This window comes from Lonsdalea quercina (assembly GCF_900107885.1).
Taxonomy (GTDB): Bacteria; Pseudomonadota; Gammaproteobacteria; order Enterobacterales; family Enterobacteriaceae; genus Lonsdalea; species Lonsdalea quercina.
In genome coordinates this window covers 480,729-501,495 of record NZ_FNQS01000002.1, presented here as the reverse complement: position 1 = coordinate 501,495, position 20,767 = coordinate 480,729, and the positions used below count along the sequence as shown (strand labels likewise).

16 protein-coding genes are annotated in these 20,767 nt (G+C 52.8%); 7 read left to right on the top strand and 9 right to left on the bottom strand.

Annotated features, from left to right (window positions below):
• The first annotated feature begins 301 nt into the window (after positions 1 to 301).
• The 5 genes from BLU64_RS05075 to BLU64_RS05055 all read left to right on the top strand — a co-directional run bounded on the left by BLU64_RS05075 (position 302) and on the right by BLU64_RS05055 (position 6,080).
• Entirely contained in the window at positions 302 to 1,036 is a 735-nt protein-coding gene (locus BLU64_RS05075; RefSeq protein WP_026742706.1) for an EAL domain-containing protein, read from the top strand.
• A gap of 103 nt (positions 1,037 to 1,139) precedes the next feature.
• A complete protein-coding gene (locus BLU64_RS05070; protein WP_026742705.1) occupies positions 1,140 to 2,591 on the top strand; it encodes a protein adenylyltransferase SelO in 1,452 nt (483 codons plus the stop codon).
• A 345-nt stretch (positions 2,592 to 2,936) separates the two neighbouring features.
• Positions 2,937 to 4,655, top strand: coding sequence for a L,D-transpeptidase (gene ldtD, locus BLU64_RS05065; RefSeq protein WP_026742704.1), 1,719 nt, complete (start codon positions 2,937 to 2,939; stop codon positions 4,653 to 4,655).
• Between the two features lie 166 nt (positions 4,656 to 4,821).
• On the top strand, positions 4,822 to 5,370 hold the full coding sequence (gene mepK, locus BLU64_RS05060; RefSeq protein ID WP_026742703.1) for a peptidoglycan L,D-endopeptidase MepK: 549 nt from the start codon (positions 4,822 to 4,824) through the stop codon (positions 5,368 to 5,370).
• Between the two features lie 65 nt (positions 5,371 to 5,435).
• Entirely contained in the window at positions 5,436 to 6,080 is a 645-nt protein-coding gene (locus BLU64_RS05055; RefSeq protein ID WP_026742702.1) for an MBL fold metallo-hydrolase, read from the top strand.
• 95 nt (positions 6,081 to 6,175) lie between these two features.
• On the opposite strand, the gene BLU64_RS05050 is transcribed toward BLU64_RS05055, so the two are convergent.
• The 4 genes from BLU64_RS05050 to pncB all read right to left on the bottom strand — a co-directional run bounded on the left by BLU64_RS05050 (position 6,176) and on the right by pncB (position 11,756).
• A complete protein-coding gene (locus BLU64_RS05050; protein ID WP_026742701.1) occupies positions 6,176 to 7,366 on the bottom strand; it encodes an amino acid aminotransferase in 1,191 nt (396 codons plus the stop codon).
• 243 nt (positions 7,367 to 7,609) lie between these two features.
• Positions 7,610 to 8,677, bottom strand: a complete 1,068-nt coding sequence (locus BLU64_RS05045) for a porin (protein ID WP_026742700.1) — start codon at positions 8,675 to 8,677, stop codon at positions 7,610 to 7,612.
• Positions 8,678 to 8,969: 292 nt separating this feature from the next.
• On the bottom strand, positions 8,970 to 10,370 hold the full coding sequence (gene asnS / locus BLU64_RS05040) for an asparagine--tRNA ligase (protein WP_074728033.1): 1,401 nt from the start codon (positions 10,368 to 10,370) through the stop codon (positions 8,970 to 8,972).
• A gap of 180 nt (positions 10,371 to 10,550) precedes the next feature.
• Positions 10,551 to 11,756, bottom strand: a complete 1,206-nt coding sequence (gene pncB / locus BLU64_RS05035) for a nicotinate phosphoribosyltransferase (RefSeq protein WP_026742698.1) — start codon at positions 11,754 to 11,756, stop codon at positions 10,551 to 10,553.
• 576 nt (positions 11,757 to 12,332) lie between these two features.
• Between pncB and pepN the strand changes: the two genes are divergently transcribed.
• On the top strand, positions 12,333 to 14,948 hold the full coding sequence (gene pepN / locus BLU64_RS05030; RefSeq protein WP_074728032.1) for an aminopeptidase N: 2,616 nt from the start codon (positions 12,333 to 12,335) through the stop codon (positions 14,946 to 14,948).
• Positions 14,949 to 15,187: 239 nt separating this feature from the next.
• Here the strand turns inward: pepN and ssuB are convergent, their stop codons facing one another.
• From ssuB to ssuE, 5 genes are read right to left on the bottom strand one after another with little or no spacing between them, the layout of a single operon-like run.
• Complete coding sequence (gene ssuB / locus BLU64_RS05025; protein ID WP_026742696.1) at positions 15,188 to 15,982, bottom strand: aliphatic sulfonates ABC transporter ATP-binding protein; 795 nt, start codon at positions 15,980 to 15,982, stop codon at positions 15,188 to 15,190.
• Positions 15,979 to 16,770: an aliphatic sulfonate ABC transporter permease SsuC gene (ssuC, locus tag BLU64_RS05020; RefSeq protein ID WP_074728030.1), complete on the bottom strand. Its 792-nt coding sequence runs from the start codon at positions 16,768 to 16,770 to the stop codon at positions 15,979 to 15,981. The genes ssuB and ssuC overlap by 4 nt, the downstream gene beginning before the upstream one ends.
• Before the next feature lie 9 nt (positions 16,771 to 16,779).
• Positions 16,780 to 17,925 carry an FMNH2-dependent alkanesulfonate monooxygenase gene (ssuD, locus tag BLU64_RS05015; protein ID WP_074728029.1) on the bottom strand — a complete coding sequence of 382 codons (1,146 nt, stop codon included), beginning with the start codon at positions 17,923 to 17,925 and terminating at the stop codon, positions 16,780 to 16,782.
• Positions 17,926 to 17,947: 22 nt separating this feature from the next.
• A complete protein-coding gene (locus tag BLU64_RS05010; RefSeq protein WP_074728027.1) occupies positions 17,948 to 18,901 on the bottom strand; it encodes a sulfonate ABC transporter substrate-binding protein in 954 nt (317 codons plus the stop codon).
• A gap of 9 nt (positions 18,902 to 18,910) precedes the next feature.
• Positions 18,911 to 19,468, bottom strand: a complete 558-nt coding sequence (gene ssuE / locus BLU64_RS05005; RefSeq protein ID WP_026742692.1) for an NADPH-dependent FMN reductase — start codon at positions 19,466 to 19,468, stop codon at positions 18,911 to 18,913.
• Positions 19,469 to 19,716: 248 nt separating this feature from the next.
• On the opposite strand from ssuE, the gene pyrD reads away from it, so the two are divergent.
• Positions 19,717 to 20,724 carry a quinone-dependent dihydroorotate dehydrogenase gene (pyrD, locus tag BLU64_RS05000; RefSeq protein WP_026742691.1) on the top strand — a complete coding sequence of 336 codons (1,008 nt, stop codon included), beginning with the start codon at positions 19,717 to 19,719 and terminating at the stop codon, positions 20,722 to 20,724.
• Positions 20,725 to 20,767: the final 43 nt, after the last annotated feature.

Below are 20,767 nucleotides of genomic sequence, written 5' to 3'. Positions count from 1 at the left end.
TAAACTGCAACGCGTATTGGGGGTTTGTCTGAAAAGTGAAAAACGAATTGTGTTCTCTTGGGTACACATTATAGAGTATCTGCAGAATGTTCTTTATTCGGCTATTACCCCGCGTATTTTTTTATTATGACCGTCGCATTCTCGTGACTTTAAATGTCTTAATCTATTAGACTTATGATTAATATATTACTAACGATCATTGATGAATAATTACTGATTGAGTTGTGGTGAATAGAAACGCGTAGTCTCTTACGTCTCTGTTCGGGTGAGTGTTCACATTATTTAATTCTGGCCAAACACTATGCGTATCCAGCTTGATGTGGAGTATATCAGCAACTATCTATTTTCGCCGGTCTATAGCCTAGATGCCCGGCTGCTGGCCGTGGAAATGACTGGCCGCTTCCACAGCGCCGCCGGCAACCTGACTATGCCTCACAGCATCTTGTTGAGCCTGCTCGATAGATCGCAGAAAATCGCCTTATTTAAAGAACAACTTCTTATTATTAAAAGCAAAGCTTCTTGGTTTCGCGATAATCAGGTAATGGTTTTGCTCAAGATCGATCGCGCGTTGTCTGAATTAATCATTCGGGATGAAAAAATTAAAGATACGCTTAGCGCACTTTCTTTTATCCAACTCGAAATTAATGAGATTTATCCCAACCTCGACCAAGGTAAGGAAAATCCTAATATTCTGGCGCTGAGTCAATTATTCAATTTGTGGTTGGATAATTTCGGATCTGGAAAAACCAATTTGAAACCATTCTATGATGGCTTATTTCGCCATGTAAAATTGGATCCTCGTTTCGTTCAACGCTTATTAGCGCGTCCGACGGAAGTCTCCATGATCAACCCCATGCTGAGTGTCATCAAAAAGCACAACTCCGGTATGATGGTGATTGCTCAGGGCATTGACAGCCCAGCACTGCTTGAGCAGTCGTACGATCTAGACATCAGTGGCGTTCAGGGGCAGTTGTGGCCTGCGGTGCCGTTAGACCAGCTGGATCAGAAACTGCCTGCTGCGGTGTGTTACGGGTAAATCTATCGGCAATGCCCTTTTTTCGGTCATGAATATCCTTATCTTTACTCGGTGTTAATTCCTTTAGCTCCGCTCTACACTGCGGTAAAGAGAGGACCCGACCATGCCGTACCCCCCTAAATTCAATAATCGTTATTACCAGCAACTGCCCGGCTTTTACGCCCCATTGAAACCTTCCCCGTTGCAGGGGGGCAGGCTGCTTTATCACAGCGAAGCGCTAGCCGACGAACTCGGACTGTCCGCTGACTGGTTTACGCCCGAGAACAGCCCTATTTGGTGCGGTGAAAAAAGTCTGCCGGGAATGGAGCCTATTGCTCAGGTTTACAGCGGACATCAGTTTGGCGTTTGGGCGGGACAATTGGGGGATGGCCGCGGAATTTTATTAGGCGAACAGCAGTTGGCCGATGGACGCCACGTCGACTGGCATCTCAAGGGCGCGGGAAAAACGCCCTATTCACGTCAAGGGGATGGGCGCGCCGTGCTCCGTTCTGTGGTCCGCGAGTTTTTGGCCTCCGAGGCATTACATGCTTTAGGGATACCGACGACCCGCGCCCTGACTATCTCTACGAGTGAACAAGCGGTGCGACGTGAAACGGAGGAACGGGGCGCAATGTTACTGCGAATAGCGGAAAGTCATGTGCGCTTTGGCCATTTTGAACACTTCTATTATCGCCGTAAACCGGACAAGGTGCGTCAGTTGGCCGATTTTGTTATTGAGCATCATTGGCCGCAGTGGCACCAGGAATCAGACAAATATCGGCTGTGGTTTACCGACGTAGTGGAGCGCACCGCGCGTCTCATCGCACATTGGCAGTCGGTAGGCTTTGCGCATGGCGTCATGAATACCGATAATATGTCCATTCTTGGTATGACGATTGACTACGGTCCCTTCGGGTTTCTGGACGATTACGATCCTCATTTCATCTGTAACCACTCTGACTATCAAGGGCGCTACTCTTTTGATAATCAGCCTGCTGCGGCCCAGTGGAATTTGCATCGGCTGGCCCAGTCGCTCTCTGGACTCATGCCGCCTGAGACATTGCAATCCGCGTTAGATCGCTACGCGCCGGTATTAATGCAGCAGTACGGCGACCTGATGCGGGCTAAGCTTGGCTTCTCATCAGCAGAACATGCGGACAATGATATTCTGACGGGGTTGTTCCGGCTCTTGCAACAGGAAAAAGGCGACTACCATCGGACTTTCCTGCTGCTGTCCGAGACGGAAGTGCAAAATGGACGTTCGCCCCTTCGTGACGAATTTATCGACCGCAAAGCTTTCGATCGTTGGTTTGGCGCGTATCGCCGTCGCTTACGCTTGGAGCCTGCTGATGATACTGCGCGACGCGAAAGCATGTACAAAGCAAATCCGACTTACGTATTGCGTAACTATCTGGCGCAGCAGGCCATCGAAGGCGCTGAGCGGGATGATATGAGTACGTTGACGCGTCTACATCGGGCCATCAGTCATCCTTTCGAGGCACAGCCGGATTTGGCTGAACTATCAGCGCCTCCCCCCGAATGGGGAAAGCATCTAGAAATATCTTGCTCCAGCTAAACGGTAAGGCCGCTAACACAAGGAGTGGGTTTGTCGAGGCCGAGGCATTTGCAGGGCTGCTTGTTTGCATGCGGAAATGCCTGACTTGAAGCGAATCAGGTTATTTTGCAAACAAATTCCTCCTGAGGAGACAAGTTTCTACAAAATAAGTTCATTCCTTCTGAAGCAAAAATTATTTTCTGTTTATATACTAGCGTTTAAAGCAATCTGAATTCACACCCGCTCCTCATCAGACAGGTTTCTTTTCCACAAAGCGCCGTGACTTTCCGCAAATGCAAAATCTCTTTCCATAATGCGGCAAGGGCGAGTACTGAATTCGGTAAGGTAAAAACAGGGGATTATTGGATGTTGTTAGCAAAAAGAAAAATGCAGGGTCTAAGGCTGGGCATAACGGGAGGCGCGCTTTGTCTTGGCGGCCTGATTGCGTTTTCAGCCCAGGCGGCCACACAAACCATGCTGTCAGGGACGACGACGCCAATATCCACCGCTGCGCCTGCAACTACCGGTCTGGCGGGGCCATTGCCCGCAGGCATAACGCTGCATTATGGCTCTGCGCTGCGCGGGCTGTATACGCAAACGGCTGAGCAGCCTATGTGGTCAGATAGTCGAGCCGTTAATGCATTCCAACAACAATTAGCCGAGTTGGCCCTCGCGGGCATTCAGCCACAGTTCACAACGTGGGTTTCCTGGTTGACCGATCCCAAACTGGCCGGATTGGCGAGGGATCGGGTGCTATCCGATGCGATGTTGGGCTACCTGCAATACGTCTCAGGTGTGGACAAAAACGGGAGCAACTGGTTATACGCCAATGTGCCCTATACGCTATCTTTACCGCCGTCAGGGCTGATTACCGAATGGCAAAATGCGGTTAAAGAAGGTCGTAGCGCAGAATTCGTCGCCAGCCTGGCTCCGCGGCACTCCCAATATGTGAAGATGCATGAAGCGTTGAAGGCGAGCTTGTTGGACAAACGTCCGTGGCCCAAATTGCAGCTTGGCGGCACCCTTCGTCCGGGCGATCAAAGCAGCGAGTTGCCGGCTCTGCAGGAGATTTTGCAACGCACCGGCATGTTGGCCTCGAATGCGACTACGTTGCCGCTGTTCAATGAATCCCCTTCGACTGATGGCAGCATTGCCTCTGCGCCATCAGGGGCAACAAACGTCTACACGGGGGAACTGGTGGATGCCGTTAAGCGTTTTCAACATTGGCACGGTTTACAAGATGATGGTGCGATTGGGAAGCGGACAAAAGACTGGCTGAATGTGTCGTCGCAAACGCGAGCAACGTTGCTGGCGCTGAACATTCAGCGGCTGCGATTAATCCCCGATAATGTATCGAACGGTATTTTGGTCAACATTCCCAACTTTTCGCTGACCTATTACCAGAACGGCGCCGAAATTTTATCCTCCCGAGTGATTGTCGGGCAGCCGAAACGTAAAACTCCGTTGATGAGCAGTGCATTGGTTAATGTGGTGGTCAATCCGCCCTGGAATGTGCCGACGACGCTGACCCGTCAGGACATCATTCCCAAGGTGATTATGGACCCAGGATATTTACAGCGTCACGGTTACACGCTGTTGTCTGATTGGAGTGAGAATGCTCAGCCGATTGACCCGACCATGATCGATTGGTCTCAGGTATCAGCTGAGCGATTCCCTTATCGTCTGCGCCAGGCTCCGGGAAGCACTAATTCGCTGGGGCGTTACAAATTCAATATGCCGAACTCGGAAGCTATCTATTTGCATGACACGCCGAATCACAATCTGTTTCATAAAGATATTCGGGCATTGAGTTCGGGGTGTGTGCGAGTCAATAAGGCCGCTGAGCTGGCCGGGCTGCTGTTGCAGGATGCAGGTTGGAATAGCGCGCGGGTGTCCTCGACTTTAGAAGAGGGTAATACAACCTATGTCACCATGCGCAAGCGTATTCCGGTCAATTTCTACTACCTGACGGCTTGGGTCGCAGAGGATGGCAAAGCCCAATATCGCACAGATATTTACAATTATGATGGCCGGTCCAAAACCGGTGAATCCATGCTGTCCAAAGTAGGGTTATTATTGCAGTAACCAAGGATTTCCGTGAGTTACGGCTGAGTCAGCCGGTGCCGGGGGCGGGGCGCTTACCACTCCTCGCTGCAAGGCGGGTTGACTCGGCATGTTTCGACGGTTAAGGTTCGAAACGGTGCGCGTTTTGTGCCCTTACACCGATTATTAGCCTGGGTAATATTGCCATATGGAACACATTGATAACCATCGTCGCAAATGGTTGACGCTCGGAGGGGCTGCTCTGGGCATAGCCTTGCTGCCTGGTCAGTCACTCGCCTCATTATCTACTGCACGTCCTCGAATTTTAACTCTCAATAATCTCAATACAGGCGAACGTCTAAAAGCAGAGTTTTTCGATGGGCGACGTTATATAAAAGAAGAACTTACTCGATTAGATTATTTCTTCCGCGATTATCGCGCTAATAAAATCAAAAGCATCGATCCGCAACTTTTTGATCAGTTATATCGATTACAGGTCATGTTGGGAAACAATAAGCCGGTGCAGCTGATCTCGGGTTACCGCTCGCGTGGCACGAATGAAGACCTCCGCTCTCACAGCCGTGGCGTGGCTAAACAAAGCTATCATACGCAGGGCAAAGCGATGGATTTTCATATCGAAGGCGTACAACTGGCGAATATACGCAAAGCGGCTGTCAAAATGCGAGCCGGTGGCGTTGGATACTATCCACGCAGTAACTTTGTACACATTGATACAGGCCCTGCGCGCACCTGGTAAGAAAAAGAAAATAGCCCGCAGCGATGTTGATATAACACGGGCTGCGGGAGCAAAAGCGGAGCGATATGAAATATCAAATTATTCCTGTGACGGCATTTAGCCAGAACTGTACCTTGCTGTGGTCTGAGGCAAGCGGTGAAGCGGCTCTAGTCGATCCCGGCGGTGACGCGGAAAAGATCAAACTAGCCGTGACTCAAGCCGATGTGACGGTTAAGCAAATTCTTTTGACCCATGGCCATCTGGATCACGTTGGCGCCGCCGCAGAGCTTGCTGAGTATTATCAGGTGCCCATCAAAGGCCCGCAGCGTGCCGATGCATTCTGGCTTGACGGTCTGCCGGCACAAAGTCGGATGTTTGGTCTTGATGATTGCCAATCGTTGACGCCAGATGAGTGGTTAGGAGAGGGCGACACGGTCACTATTGGTGACGTGTCGCTTTCTGTGTTGCACTGCCCAGGGCATACGCCGGGCCACATCGTCTTCTTTAGTGAATCTGACCGACTGGCTATTTCCGGGGATGTTATCTTCAGGGGAGGGGTCGGCCGCAGTGACTTCCCACAGGGAAATCATGAGGCGTTGATTCAATCAATTTCGGCAAAGCTGTTACCGCTTGGCGATGATGTCACCTTTATTCCCGGACACGGGCCGATGTCGACCTTCGGTGAAGAACGCCGGACTAACCCGTTTTTGCAGGGAATCACCGTCGGATAAAGCATTGATTGCCGATTCAATCTCAGGCGAGTTGAAAAAAAAGCCAGTTCGGCGTCAACCGGACTGGCTTTTTTCATGTTCACAGATTCGCTTGTTTATAGCACGGCAACGATCGCCTCACACAGCGGAGCCATGTTTTCTGGGGTCATCCCTGCTACGTTGACTCGCCCGGAATTAACGGCGTAAACGCCGAATTCATCGCGAAGGCGAGTGACCTGATCTTTGTTAAGTCCACTAAATGAGAACATACCGTTCTGCTGGATAATGAAAGAGAAGTCTTGTTGGGCGCCTTTTTCCTGAAGGGTGTTCACGAAAAGCTGACGCATCCGCTGGATACGTTCACGCATCGCCGTTAGTTCCTGTTCCCAGATCCCGCGCAGAACATCGTTAGAGAGAATCGTCGCGACTACGGCAGCGCCATGAGAAGGCGGGTTAGAGTAGTTTGCTCGAATCGCCGCTTTTATCTGGCTAAATGCGGTATCGGCAATTGCACTCTCTGCTGCAATCAATGTGCAGGCGCCCACACGTTCGTTATACAGGCCGAAATTTTTGGAGTAGGAACTTGCGACCAACAGTTCCTGATGGTTAGCGGCGAAAGTCCGCAGGCCCTGAGCATCTTCATCCAAACCATTCGCAAATCCCTGATAGGCGAAATCGAACAAAGGTAACCAGCCTTTCTGCTGTGATAGTGACGCTAACTTAGCCCACTGCTCTGCCGTAGGGTCAATCCCAGTAGGGTTATGGCAGCAACCGTGAAATAAAACGATATCTCCCGCCTGAGCCGCGTTCAGGCTTGCCACCATGCCATCAAAGTCCAGTTGATGGGTATTGGCGTCGTAATAGTCGTAGTCACACACTTCCAGCCCGACCGCGGCAAATACGTTTTTGTGGTTAGGCCAGGTTGGATTGCTGATCCAAACACGTTTAGCCGTGGTGTTGTGCGCAATAAAATCTGCCGCGACCCGGAGTGCGCCTGTACCACCTGGGGTTTGGGCCGTCCTAGCTCGTTTATTCGTGATGATGTCGTTATCTTTACCGAACAGCAACTCTTGCGTGCGGAGTGCAAACTCCGGTAAGCCGTCGATGCTGAGATAGTTTTTGCTGACTTCGTTTTCGAGTAAATATTGTTCTGCTTTTTTTACGCTGGTTAATACAGGCGTTTTACCGGTTTCGTCCTTATAAACACCGATACCCAGATTGATTTTATGAGGACGCTCGTCAGCGCGAAAGAGATCGGCCAACCCAAGAATCGGGTCGGCTGGAGCAGCAGAGATTTTTTCAAACATTGCGCAGTAGTTCCGTGACTGAATTTAAGCAAGAGAGCTAGCAGGTTAACGCTAGCATCAGGCTTTGCCAACCGTTTGCATCAAAGAAATGACAATTATTAGGAAAGGGAGAATACGTGCTGGCAAACAGAATGTTTGCTTTTACGCAAACTAAAACGCCAGTTGGATATACCAACTGGCGTGCAATCTTGACCTGGTTTATAAACTAAACTACCAAATTAAGGCAGATAAGCTTTACGCAGATTAGAACTGGTAAACAACACCCAGTGCTACGCGGTCATCGTTAGCGATGGCGTATGCGTTATCGTTGTCCAGCAGGTTGATGTCGTATTCAGTGTAGACAGACATGTTTTTGTTGAACGCGTAGTTAGCACCCAGGCTGACGTATTTGCTGACGTAGTCGTTGTTGCCGTTAGAGTCGTCTTTTGCTTTCGCGGAAACGTAACCCAGAGACGGAGTCAGGCCGAAGTCAAAGGTGTACTGTGCAACGGCTTCGAAGACTTTGGTTTTGTCTGCTGTGCTGGTCGTAGCAACTACACCTTTGTTGATGTAGGTCAGATTACGGTATTCACCATAGGTGGCGGCCAGATAAACGCTGTTAGCGTCATATTTCAGACCGGTAGCCCACGCTTCAGCGCGGTCGCCGTGACCGTCATCTGATTGAGCGGTAGTACGGTCAACGGTCTCATAAGAACCGATTACGCCCACGCCGATTGGCGAGGTATAGGAAGAAGAGACGCCCCAGCCGTCGCCATTCTGGCGTTTAATGTCACGGTCGCCTTCGTTTTTACCCTGATACTGAACGGCGAAATCCCATCCATCAACCAGACCAAAGAAGTTTTTGTTGCGGTAGGTTGCTACGCCAGAGCTGCGACCCGTGATGCTGTCGGCATACTGGCTGTCACTGCCAAATTCCGGCAGAACGTCGGTGTAAGAAATACCGTCGTAGGCGATGCCCAGATTGCGGCCATAGTCAAATGAGCCGTAGTCGCCAAATTTGAAACCAGCATAAGCGAAACGCGTTTTGCTTGCGGCAGCGTTCTGGTTTTCAGCGCCTGACGCATTAAATTCGTACTCGAAACGACCGTAGCCGGTCAGTTCGTTAGTGATCTGAGTTTCACCTTTGAAGCCAAGACGAGCATAAGTTTGGTCGCCATCATTACCGTCGTCATTGGAGAAGTAGTGCAGGCCAACAACTTTGCCGTAAAGATCCAGCTTGTTGCCGTCTTTATTGTAGACTTCAGCTGCATTTGCTGCGCCTGCAGCTAACAAAGCCGGGATTACCACTGCAAGAAAATTGCGCTTCATCATTGTTACCCTCATTGGTGTTATTGGACACCTACATTTGCCTCAGAAATTTCCTACGGAACTTTTGTAGCAAATGTGATGTCTTACTGTGTCTGCACGCAGTTTTCCATTCGCTAGGTCGTTAAGCTACCCTAAAGATGATACTAACTTCGTAATTAGGTAACTATTGGAAAATATGTATTACAAAATGTAAAAAACGCTGAACTTTTTACAAGAATGCAAAATAAACGAAGGGGCCATTCCAAATGGCCCCTTCGTTTTGCTAGATATTTGTTTTGCTTATATTAATCTTTTATTAAAAGCTCGCGTTGCGGGGAGTACGTGGGAACGGAATGACATCTCTCACGTTTTGAACGCCGGTCACATAAGCGACCAGACGTTCGAAACCGAGCCCAAAGCCGGAGTGGGGGACCGTGCCGTAACGGCGCAGATCGCGGTACCAACCGTAGTCTTCTTTATTCAGTCCCATTTCTTCCAGGCGCCGGTCAAGATGATCAAGACGCTCTTCACGCTGAGAACCCCCGATGATTTCACCGATACCCGGCGCCAGAACATCCATCGCTGCAACCGTTTTCCCGTCATCATTCATGCGCATATAAAATGCTTTGATATCTTTCGGGTAATTTTTAACGACCACAGGCGCTTTGAAATGTTTCTCTGCCAGATAACGTTCATGCTCTGAAGACAGATCGATACCCCAGGACACCGGATTTTCGAATTTTTCGCCACAGTTTTCCAGAATGGTGATCGCGTCGGTGTAATCCACCTGAGAGAAATCCGCGTGAATAAATTTCTCCAGACGCGTCAACGCCTCTTTATCTACGCGCTGAGCGAAAAACGCCATATCGTCCGCGCGTTCTTCAAGAACAGCTTTAAATACGAACTTCAGCAGGTCTTCGGCCAGTTTGGCCGTATCTTCCAGATCGGCAAAGGCAACTTCCGGTTCGATCATCCAGAATTCAGCTAGATGGCGGCTGGTGTTGGAGTTTTCAGCACGGAAGGTGGGACCAAAGGTATAAATTTTTGATAGCGCGCACGCGTAAGCTTCGCCGTTCAACTGGCCGGATACGGTCAGGAAAGCTTCTTTACCGAAGAAATCTTCGTTGAAATCGACTTTTCCCTCTTCGGTACGCGGCAGGTTTTCCAAATCCAACGTAGACACGCGGAACATTTCACCGGCGCCTTCGGTATCCGAAGCCGTGATCAATGGGGTTGAAACCCAGTTGAAACCTTGCTGATGGAAAAAACGATGGGTAGCTTGCGCCAGCGTGTTGCGTACGCGAGCAACGGCGCCGATCAGGTTGGTCCGCGGACGCAGATGCGCGACTTCACGCAGGTATTCGATGCTGTGACGTTTGGCCGCCATCGGATACGTATCCGGATCGTCAACCCATCCTACTACGCTGACATCGGTCGCCTGCAGCTCAAAGCTCTGGCCCTGACCGGGCGAAGGAACGACGTTACCCGTGATCGATACGGAACAGCCGGTAGTCAGGCGCAGGACATCGCTCTGATAATTATCAAGATTATTATTAACTACGGCCTGTAGTGAATCAAAGCAGGAACCGTCATAGACGGCAATAAAGGAAATACCGGCTTTAGAATCTCTCCGGGTACGTACCCAGCCGCGCACGGTGACTTCGCTGTCAACGGCGACACGGCCTTGCAGTACGTCGACTACAGGCACTACGCTCATAACATTCTCTCTTTGAATAAAATATGTTTAAAAACAGTAATTGCCCCAGCTCAGGGCAGCACCGCTATGTTACTTGGCGGTATGCAGGACACAAGCAGAAATCACCGGAATGCAATAAGTTTTGTGCATTCCGATGTCGCTGGATTAAAGATTAAGCGTTGGTCAGTGTGAACAGCCGTTTCAGCTGGCCTTGCGTACCCGCGGCAGGTCGAAGGCTTTACGCAAAGCGCTGACAAACTCCGGATCGTGGCAAATCGTTTTTCCTGGACTGTCGGATAACTTCGCCACCGGTCGTCCATTACACTCCACCAACTTGATGACGATATTGAGCGGCGTGACTCCCGGAATATCGCAGGTCAGGCGTGTACCAATGCCGAAAACGAGATTGATGCGCCGCCAGAAATGGCGATAAAGCGCAATTGCTTTTTCCATATTCAGGCTGTCGGAGAATACCAACGTTTTCTCCAGCGGATCTATGCCCCGCGAGAGGTAGTGGGCGATCGCTTTTTCGCCCCACTGGATCGGATCTCCGGAATCATGCCGTAAGCCCTGATATTTTTCCGCAAAGCGCTGGTCGAAATCCCTGAGGAAGGCATCCATGGTGATGCAGTCGGTCAGAGCAATACCGAGTTGGTCAGGGTATTCGTGCAACCAGGCTTCCAGCGCGGCCCGTTGACTGTTTTCGAGCGTCGGGCTGATTTGTTGATGTGCTTGAAACCATTCATGGGCCTGAGTTCCTACCGGCGTCAAATCGAGTCTCCGCGCCAAATCATAGTTGCTGGTGCCAATCAGATAAGGGAACTCATCTTTCAGCGTGCGTACAATATTGAATTGCACGTCACGGGAGAATCGGCGGCGTGTGCCGAAATCCATCAGCTTGAAATGCGACAGATCCATGCAGACACTTGTGGTCTCGAATTGACTCAGCGTTTGACGCAGCTGAGCGATAGCCTCATTCACACCGACGTGCGGTGAACGATCGCGATGTACGACTTCGCTCACCACCGACAGCAACGGTACCTCCCATAGGATTACTTCCCGCCACGGGCCGGCAATGCGAATATCGAGTCGCCCCTGATGAGCGCTGATTTGAACCTGCCGGGGATTGAAGCGAAACGTCTTCAGCCAATTCAGGTAATCTGTTTTAAAGAAAGGCAGCGCTGAGAGGTAGTCAAACTCGTCATCGCTGAGCGCCAGGCTGCCCATCGCTTCCACCTGCGCGGAGATCTCCTCCGCATAGATACCTAGTTTTTCATCACCGCGGCAGCGGAACTCCGCCGCCACCTCAACATCGTAGTACTGATGATAGACAGCCTGCTGCATATGCAGCTTGTAGGCATCGGTATCCAGCAACGAGGTCATAATCGGGGAAAGGGAAGAAGTCATAATGCGTTACAGCATCCTCGTTCAACGCAGTTAAGCGGTTAAAACGATGACGGAAGGGCTCGGAACCTTCCCAAAATCGTCTGTTTGTTCGGGCTATATCACCATAATGGGCGTGTTTAGGCGAGATTCAAATGTGCGATTGTGAAAATAAAGTGTCTATTTTTTTGCCGTTTTTAACATTAGTGTTTGAAACCAAATGTTTTTTATACTAAACAAAAAATTCAAAAAAATCATGTCGTGTCTCCGATTAAAATGTGGAAAAGAGGGAATGTTTGCATTCCGTCCCCGAGATCCCTTTAATAGAGATAACAGCTTGTTCAATAAAGAATCTGTATGTAAAGAAACCGCATTTTGATGCGTTGTTCAGACGGTTTGAGGAGCAGTTCAGGCACTGAATTCGCCCCTAACACGTCTATATCGAAAGGCTCGGCGGTTTAACTCAATTTACGCGCCGTGGAACAACGTAGACGCTCGCCGCGAAAAATAAGCGCTTTGGTCTGAAATAGCGCGTCTTAACCCGGCGGGCCTGATTGCATGACCTGTCGCCATTATTGTCCGTCACTAAGGTAACGATTTATGAGCCAGCAACCCCAAGTAAAATACCGGCACGACTATCGCGCGCCGGACTACACCATCACTGATATTGCATTAGATTTCGACCTGGGCCAGGACAAAACACGGGTGGTCGCCACCAGTCAGGTGGTATTGCAGGGCGAAACCGGGGCTCCTTTGCGGTTGGACGGCGAAGGATTGCACCTGATCGACATTTTGGTGGACGGTCAGCGTTGGACGGAGTACCAGCAGCTCCCCGATGGTCTTGAACTGAACGGGCTGCCGCAAAAATTCGCGTTGCAGATCGAAACGGAAATCAACCCGGCGGCCAACAGCGCGCTGGAAGGCTTATACCAGTCCGGCGATGCTCTGTGCACCCAATGTGAGGCCGAGGGTTTCCGGCATATCACTTACTACCTTGACCGACCCGATGTACTGGCTCGTTTCACCACCCGGATTACGGCTGACAAAAACCGCTATCCTTACCTGTTGTCTAACGGCAACCGCGTGGCGCAGGGCGAGCTTGCCGATCACCGTCACTGGGTGGAATGGCAGGACCCGTTCCCCAAACCTTGCTACCTCTTCGCGTTGGTGGCTGGCGATTTTGACGTCTTACGCGACACGTTCACCACGCGTTCCGGCAGAGAAGTGGCGCTGGAACTCTACGTGGATCGCGGCAATCTCGACCGTGCCGACTGGGCGATGACATCTCTGAAAAATGCGATGAAATGGGACGAAACACGCTTTGGTCTGGAATACGATCTCGACATCTACATGATTGTCGCCGTCGACTTCTTTAATATGGGCGCAATGGAAAACAAAGGCCTGAACGTCTTCAACTCGAAGTACGTCCTGGCCAAAGCGGAAACCGCAACTGATAAGGATTATCTCAATATAGAAGCGGTGATCGGTCATGAGTATTTCCACAATTGGACCGGCAACCGCGTCACGTGCCGCGACTGGTTCCAACTTAGCCTCAAAGAAGGTTTGACGGTATTCCGCGATCAGGAATTCAGCTCTGACCGAGGGTCGCGTCCTGCTAACCGCATTGACAACGTTCGCGTGATGCGCGGCGCGCAGTTCGCTGAGGATGCCAGCCCGATGTCTCATCCCATCCGTCCGGATCAGGTCATCGAGATGAATAACTTCTATACCCTGACGGTTTACGAAAAAGGGGCAGAGGTCATTCGCATGATGCATACGTTGTTGGGCGAAGAAAAATTCCAGGCTGGGATGCGGCTCTATTTCGACCGCCATGACGGCAGCGCCGCCACTTGTGACGATTTTGTTCAGGCGATGGAAGATGCATCTGGTATCGATCTGACGCAGTTCCGTCGCTGGTACAGCCAGTCGGGGACGCCGGTGCTGACTATTCAGGACGATTACGATGCGGCGAATGAACAATATCGTCTGCAGGTGACGCAGAACACGCCTGTCGGTCATGATAAACTGCGTAAACAACCGCTGCATATCCCGCTGGATATCGAGCTGTATGACAACGAGGGTCAGCCGATCCCGCTGGTGCAGAACGGCCAGTCTGTCGGATCCGTGTTGAGCGTGACTGAACCCGAACAGACGTTTGTATTCGAGCAGGTGCCTTGTCAGCCGGTGCCTTCTCTATTAAGAGAGTTTTCCGCGCCGGTGAAAGTCAACTACAGCTGGAGCGATGAGCAACTGACCTTCCTGATGCGCCACGCCCGCAACGCATTCTCCCGTTGGGATGCGGCGCAAAGCCTGCTGGCGAGCCATATTCGTCTGAACGTGGCGCGCTATCAGCAGAAACAGCCGTTATCGTTGCCGCTGCATGTGGTTGACGCTTTCCGCGGCGTTTTGCTGGATGACTCTCTGGACCCGATGCTGGCATCGCAGATTTTGTCGCTGCCCAGCGAAAATGAGATTGCGGAACTGTTCGATATTATCGACCCCGAAGCGATTTCCGCCGTGCGACATGCGTTGACTCAAACGCTGGCGCAGGAGATGGCGGATGAGCTGCTGGCGGTGTATCGCGATAATCAGACTCCGGCATACCGCATCGATCAGGAAGATATGGGTAAACGCGCGCTGCGTAATGTTTGCCTGCACTACCTGGCGTTCGGCGACGAACAGCAGGCGGATACGTTGGTGAGTCGGCAGTTCGAGCAAGCCGACAACATGACGGACTCTCTGGCGGCGCTCTCGGCGGGGGTGAGTGCATTGTTGCCATGTCGCGATGCGCTGCTGGCGTCGTTCGATGATCGCTGGCATCAGGACGGCCTGGTGATGGATAAGTGGTTTACGTTACAGGCCACCAGCCCGGAAACAGATGTGCTGGATCGCGTACGGGGGCTGTTGAAACACCGCTCGTTCAGTCTGAACAACCCGAACCGTCTGCGGTCGCTGGTTGGCGCCTTCACTTCAGGCAACCCGGCGGCATTCCATGCCGCTGACGGTAGCGGCTATCGTTTCCTGACCGAAATGTTGGTGGACCTCAACACGCGTAACCCGCAGGTCGCCGCCCGGTTGATCGAACCGTTGATCCGTTTAAAACGCTACGATCAGTCGCGACAGGAGCAGATGCGCAAGGCGTTGGAAACACTCAAGGCGTTGCCCAATCTGTCGGGCGATTTGTTCGAGAAAATTACGAAGGCGCTGGAAGCCTGACCGTCGTCGAAGATTCTCCCCAGGCTTTAAGTGGCGTTGGCGTCACATGACTGGGGGCGTTTCTTCGCAAAGCCGTCGAGGCGATGTTGAGGTCTTCAAGCAAGGCCTCAACGGCCGACATCATTGATGTGGTGAAAAGCCTCATCGCGGCTCATGAAGAGCAAGCCGGTTTTACTAACGGTCTAAAGCCGCTCGCCTGTCCGAGGCAGCGGCTGTTTTTTTGTTTCAATAGATGGAAATCATAACGTCGCCCGTGTTAACGACGTAGGGTGTTCATGCTTCGTGGGCGTCAGAATCCGTTCCAACACGCTGGCCTCCAATTCGGCCAATCTCGCCGAGCCGCGTCGACGTGGACGGGGATGATCGACCAGCACATCCAGACCGATTCGACCTTCTTCAATCAAAATAACGCGATCCGCCAATGCCACCGCTTCGCTGACGTCATGGGTGACTAATAGCACCGTGAAACCTTGTTGCAGCCAGAGCGATTCGATCAGCCCCTGCATCTCGATGCGCGTTAACGCATCCAGCGCTCCCAGCGGTTCATCCAGCAGCAGCAAACCGGGCCGATGGATCAATGCGCGGGCCAGCGCCACACGCTGTTTTTGTCCGCCGGACAGCGCGGCCGGCCATTCGTTTGCACGAGAGGCCAGTCCAACGGCCGCCAGCGCATCCTGCGCGGCGGATCGCCATTCACCGCGCAGCCCCAAGGCCACATTATCAATCACTTTTTTCCAGGGAAGCAGGCGTGCCTCCTGAAACATCAGTCGGGTATCCGCTCGGGACTGGCTTAACGGTGCGCTGCCTGCCAGCAATTCTCCGGACGAAACCGTTTCCAGTCCGGCGAGCAGGCGCAGCAGGGTGCTTTTGCCGCAGCCGCTGCGGCCCACGACGGCGACAAACTGACCCGCGGGGATATGCAACTGGATATCCTGCAGGATGGTACGCCGACCGTAACGTTTGCTAATGCCATTGATCAATAATGGCATACCCGCGTTAAGGCGCGCCGGCGAGGAGAGCGAGGTAAGCTTCATGCAGGTTCCTCCTTAGGTTGATAGGCGGGATGCCAGCGTAGCCAGATGCGCTCCAGCAACATGGTGCTGACATCGGCGAGTTTGCCCAGGCAGGCATAAAGAATAATGGCGACCACGACGACATCGGTCTGGAGAAACTCCCGCGCATTCATCGCCAGATAACCAATTCCCGAACTGGCCGAAATGGTTTCCGCCACGATCAGCGTCAGCCACATCAGCCCAAGCGCGAACCGAACGCCCACCATTATGGAGGGGAGCGCACCGGGCAGCACAACCTGTCGGAACAGGCTAAACCCCGAAAGGCCGTAGCTGCGCGCCATCTCCAGCAAACCACGGTCGAGGTTACGGATGCCGTGATAGGTGTTGAGATAAATAGGAAAAAGCGTGCCCAAGGCGACTAAAAAGATCTTGGCGCTTTCTTCGATCCCGAACCACAGAATCACTAGTGGGATCAGCGCTAAATGTGGAATATTGCGCAGCATCTGCACGGAGGTATCGAGTAAACGTTCGCCCGTGTGGGAAAGCCCGGAAATGAAACCGAGCAGCAGCCCCAGCGAGCCGCCGATAGCGAAGCCGAGCAACGCGCGCCCGGTGCTAATCGCCAGATGTTGCCCTAGCTCGCCGCTGACGGTCAGCCGCCAAAATGCGGCGACAATGGCTTCGGGAGAAGGCAGGATCCGGGTGGACAGCCAGCCGGTTTGCGATGCAACCTGCCAGACGATCACCAGCAGGAGCGGCAGCGCCCAGGGCGTAAGTCGATAAGCCGCTTGTCGCCATAGCGATTTCATGGGCGCTCCTTAGCTTTGCGCGGCCTGAAGCGGCACATAGTTATTGCCGATGACTTCGCCCAGAGCCGGTAGCGGTCGCGGCGCTGGCACGTCGGGAACGGCGACGTCCAGATGGGGAAACAGCAGTTCCGCCACGCGATACGCCTCTTCCAGATGCGGGTAGCCGGACAGAACAAACGTGTCGATGCCGAGGTCCGCATACTCCTGAACGCGCTCTGCGACCGTCTCGGGGTCGCCCACCAGCGCCGTCCCCGCGCCGCCGCGCACCAATCCCACGCCTGCCCAAAGATTGGGGCTGACCTCCAGTTTGTCGCGTTTACCGCCGTGTAAGGCGAGCATGCGTTGCTGGCCGACGGAATCGTAACGTCTCAGCGCTTGCTGCGCCTTGGCGATAGTGTCGTCGTCCAGTTGAGAGATGAGTCGATCCGCCGCCTGCCAGGCCTCACGGTTGGTTTCCCGCACAATCACGTGCAGGCGAATGCCGAAACGCACCGTGCGCCCTTGCGCCGCCGCTTTGGCGCGCACCTGATCGATTTTCTCTTTGACCTGTGCTGGTGGCTCTCCCCAGGTGAGGTACAGCTCCACTTGCTCCGCCGCCAGATCCTGCGCGGCATTGGACGATCCGCCGAAGTACAATGGCGGCCTGGGTTGTTGCACGGGCGGGAAAATCAGCCGCGCGCCTTTAACCTGAAGGTGCTTGCCGTCGAAATCGACAGTTTCGCCTTCCAGCACCCGTCGCCAGATGTGGGTAAATTCGGCGGACGCTTCATAACGCTCCTCGTGATTAAGAAACAGACCTTCGGCGGCCAGCTCGTCCGGATCGCCGCCGGTCACCAGATTGAAAAGCGCGCGTCCATTGGACAGGCGGTCCAGCGTCGCCGCTTGACGGGCGGCCAAGGTAGGAGAAATGACGCCGGGGCGTAGCGCGACCAGAAAGCGCAGCCGCTGAGTCACGGGAACGAGCGATGACGCGACTAACCAAGAGTCCTCGCAGGAGCGGCCGGTCGGGATCAACACGCCGCCGAAACCGAGTTGATCCGTAGCCTGGGCAATTTGTTGAAGATAGCGGTAATCCACGGGACGTGCCGACTCACCGCTGCCGAGGTAGTGACCGTCGCCGTGTGTGGGGAGAAACCAGAAAATATTGAGGCTCATGACGTGTCTCCAGTCGATTTAATTATTCGGAAGGGGCGTGCCAGACCTGGGATGAGATCGTAATCGGCATCGGGATCAGACGATTTTGATAGAACAGATCCGCCGTTTCCTGCTGTGCGCTGATGACGCGTTGATCCAAAGGGCGGATCACGGTCACCGGGCGATGATCCAGATAGCTGGCGATCACCGCGTGTGGAAGCCCTATCGCGTTAGCCAGCAGGTCAGTGCTCTGCGGGCGTTCGCTGACCGTCAATTTTTCTGCTTCCGTCAGCACATCCAATACCTGCCGGATAAAAGCGCCGTTGCGCTCCGCGTAGTGACGGGACGCCAGATAAAACGCGCCGGTCTGATTCAGATGGCTGCCGTCGGTCAACACGCGAACGTCGCCGTGCAACAGGGCGGCGGAATAGTACGGATCCCAGATCGCCCACGCATCCACATTTCCCTGTTGAAATGCGGCGCGAGCGTCGGCTGGCGTCAGGTAAGCGGGCTGAATATCGCTGAATGAAAGCCCCGCTTGTTGAAGGGCGCGCAGCACCAGATTGTGCGAACTGGACCCTTTCTGGAACGCCACTTTTTTACCTTTCAGATCTGCGACGTCTTTGACCGGACTGTTGGCGGCGACCAAAATGACTTCAGCTTTGGGCTTCGGAGGCTCGACGCCAATGTAGAGCAGGTCCGCACCGGCAGCCTGAGCGAATATTGGGGGCGTATCGCCGGTACTGCCGACATCGATGCTGCCCACGTTCAGCGCTTCCAGCAGCTGCGGCCCGGCGGGAAACTCAATCCAGCGAATGGCAGTATCTGGAAAACGCGTTTCCAGCAACTGATGCGTCTTTGCGAGCAACAGACTGACCGAGCCTTTTTGGTAACCGATGCGTAGCTGAGGCGGATTCTCGGCCGCGAAGGTGATGGAAGCCAGCCCCAGCGTGCCGACCATCAGCCAGGGCGATTGACGTTTCAACCATGAAAACATGCTGAGATCCTATGCGCTATGTTGCAGTTGGGGATAGTGCTGACGTCTCAGGAGCGCCTGAAACAGGTTCTCCAACGCTTCCTGAAGCCGTTCTTGCAGCGCGCTAGAGAATTCTGGGGTGCGGTCGTAATCGCGGATCTGGCTGTCGTCGGCGAAGACGCTTTGGAGGATCTCTTGAGCCTTCAGCGCGTTGAGTACCGGCAGTAGGCTATAGTCGACCGCAAGCATGTGCGCGAGCGACCCGCCGGTGGCGATCGGCAGTACGGCCTTATGCGCTAAAGCCCGCTCGGGCAGGACGTCCAGCAGGGCTTTCAGGCCCCCGGTGAACGAGGCCTTGTAAATCGGGGTGGCGATGATCACGCCATCGGCGGTGGACAACTGCTCGTTGAGCGTTTGTAGCGCAGGACTGTCGAAGCGGGCATTGAGGAGATCTTCCGGAGGAAAATTGTGTAGATGCCAGGGTAGGACTTCCACGCCCTTGGCCGTCAGCCACTTGTTCGCATGCTGCAGAAGCGCGGTGGAACGTGACGGGTAGCGAGGACTCCCTGCTAAAGTGATAACGCGCATATGCACTCCTTCTAACGTATTGTTAGCAACTCTTACCATTAGGCAACATGCGGTCAGTCTGGCAGACACAGGCTTATTCCATTAAATGATTTATTATGGAATCGAAAGACTGTAAGTGCATAACATTGCCGGTGCTATGGCGTTCCGCCGCGACCGGCTAGGCCTTTTTTGTCACAGGTCAATTCCCTTTCTGGGACGGATAGCCGATAATATCGCCCCGGTCTGCAACCGGGAATCCAGGAGAGTCCATGTACCCCCTTATTCGTAAAGCGTTATTCCAGCTCGACCCAGAGCGCGCGCATGAGTTTACCTTTCAGCAGTTGCGTCGTATCAGCCATACTCCGTTAGAATTTCTCGTCCGTCAGTCTGTTCCCACCAAACCTGTGACCTGCATGGGGCTGTCGTTTAAAAACCCGTTGGGGCTTGCCGCCGGGCTGGATAAAGACGGCGAGTGCGTGGACGCGTTGGGGGCTATGGGATTTGGCTTCATTGAAGTCGGGACAGTGACGCCGCGTCCTCAGCCGGGAAATGATAAGCCGCGCTTATTTCGTTTGATCGAAGCCGAAGGATTAATTAACCGCATGGGATTTAATAATCTCGGGGTGGATAATCTGGTGGAGAACGTCAAGAAATCCCATTTCGGCGGCATATTAGGGATCAATATCGGCAAGAATAAAGACACGCCGGTCGAGAATGGAAAGGATGACTACCTAATCTGTATGGAGAAGATATATGCCCATGCAGGTTATATAGCCATTAATATTTCATCGCCAAATACGCCTGAATTACGGACGCTTCAGTACGGTGAAGCCCTGGATGATTTGTTACAAGCGGTAAAAAATAAACAGGCGGAGCTGGAAGCCAAACATCAAAAATATGTCCCTGTGGCGGTGAAAATAGCGCCGGATCTTTCAGAGGAAGAATTGATCCAAATTGCAGATAGTCTGGTGCGATATAATATTGATGGCGTGATTGCAACGAATACCACGCTGGATCGTCAATTGATCCAAGGGTTGAATCACAGCGGTCAGACCGGGGGATTGAGCGGTCGTCCATTACAACTGCTCAGCACCGAAGTGATACGTCGTTTATCTCAGGAATTAAGCGGTCGTCTACCTATTATCGGAGTGGGGGGTATTGACTCTCTTATGGCTGCACGGGAAAAAATGGCGGCGGGTGCGACGCTGGTGCAAATTTACAGCGGGTTTATTTTCCGCGGACCGGGCCTAATTAAAGATATCGTCAATCATATCTAATTTTTTCATCTTCATTCATAGCCGGGGGTTTATTTATGCTCCC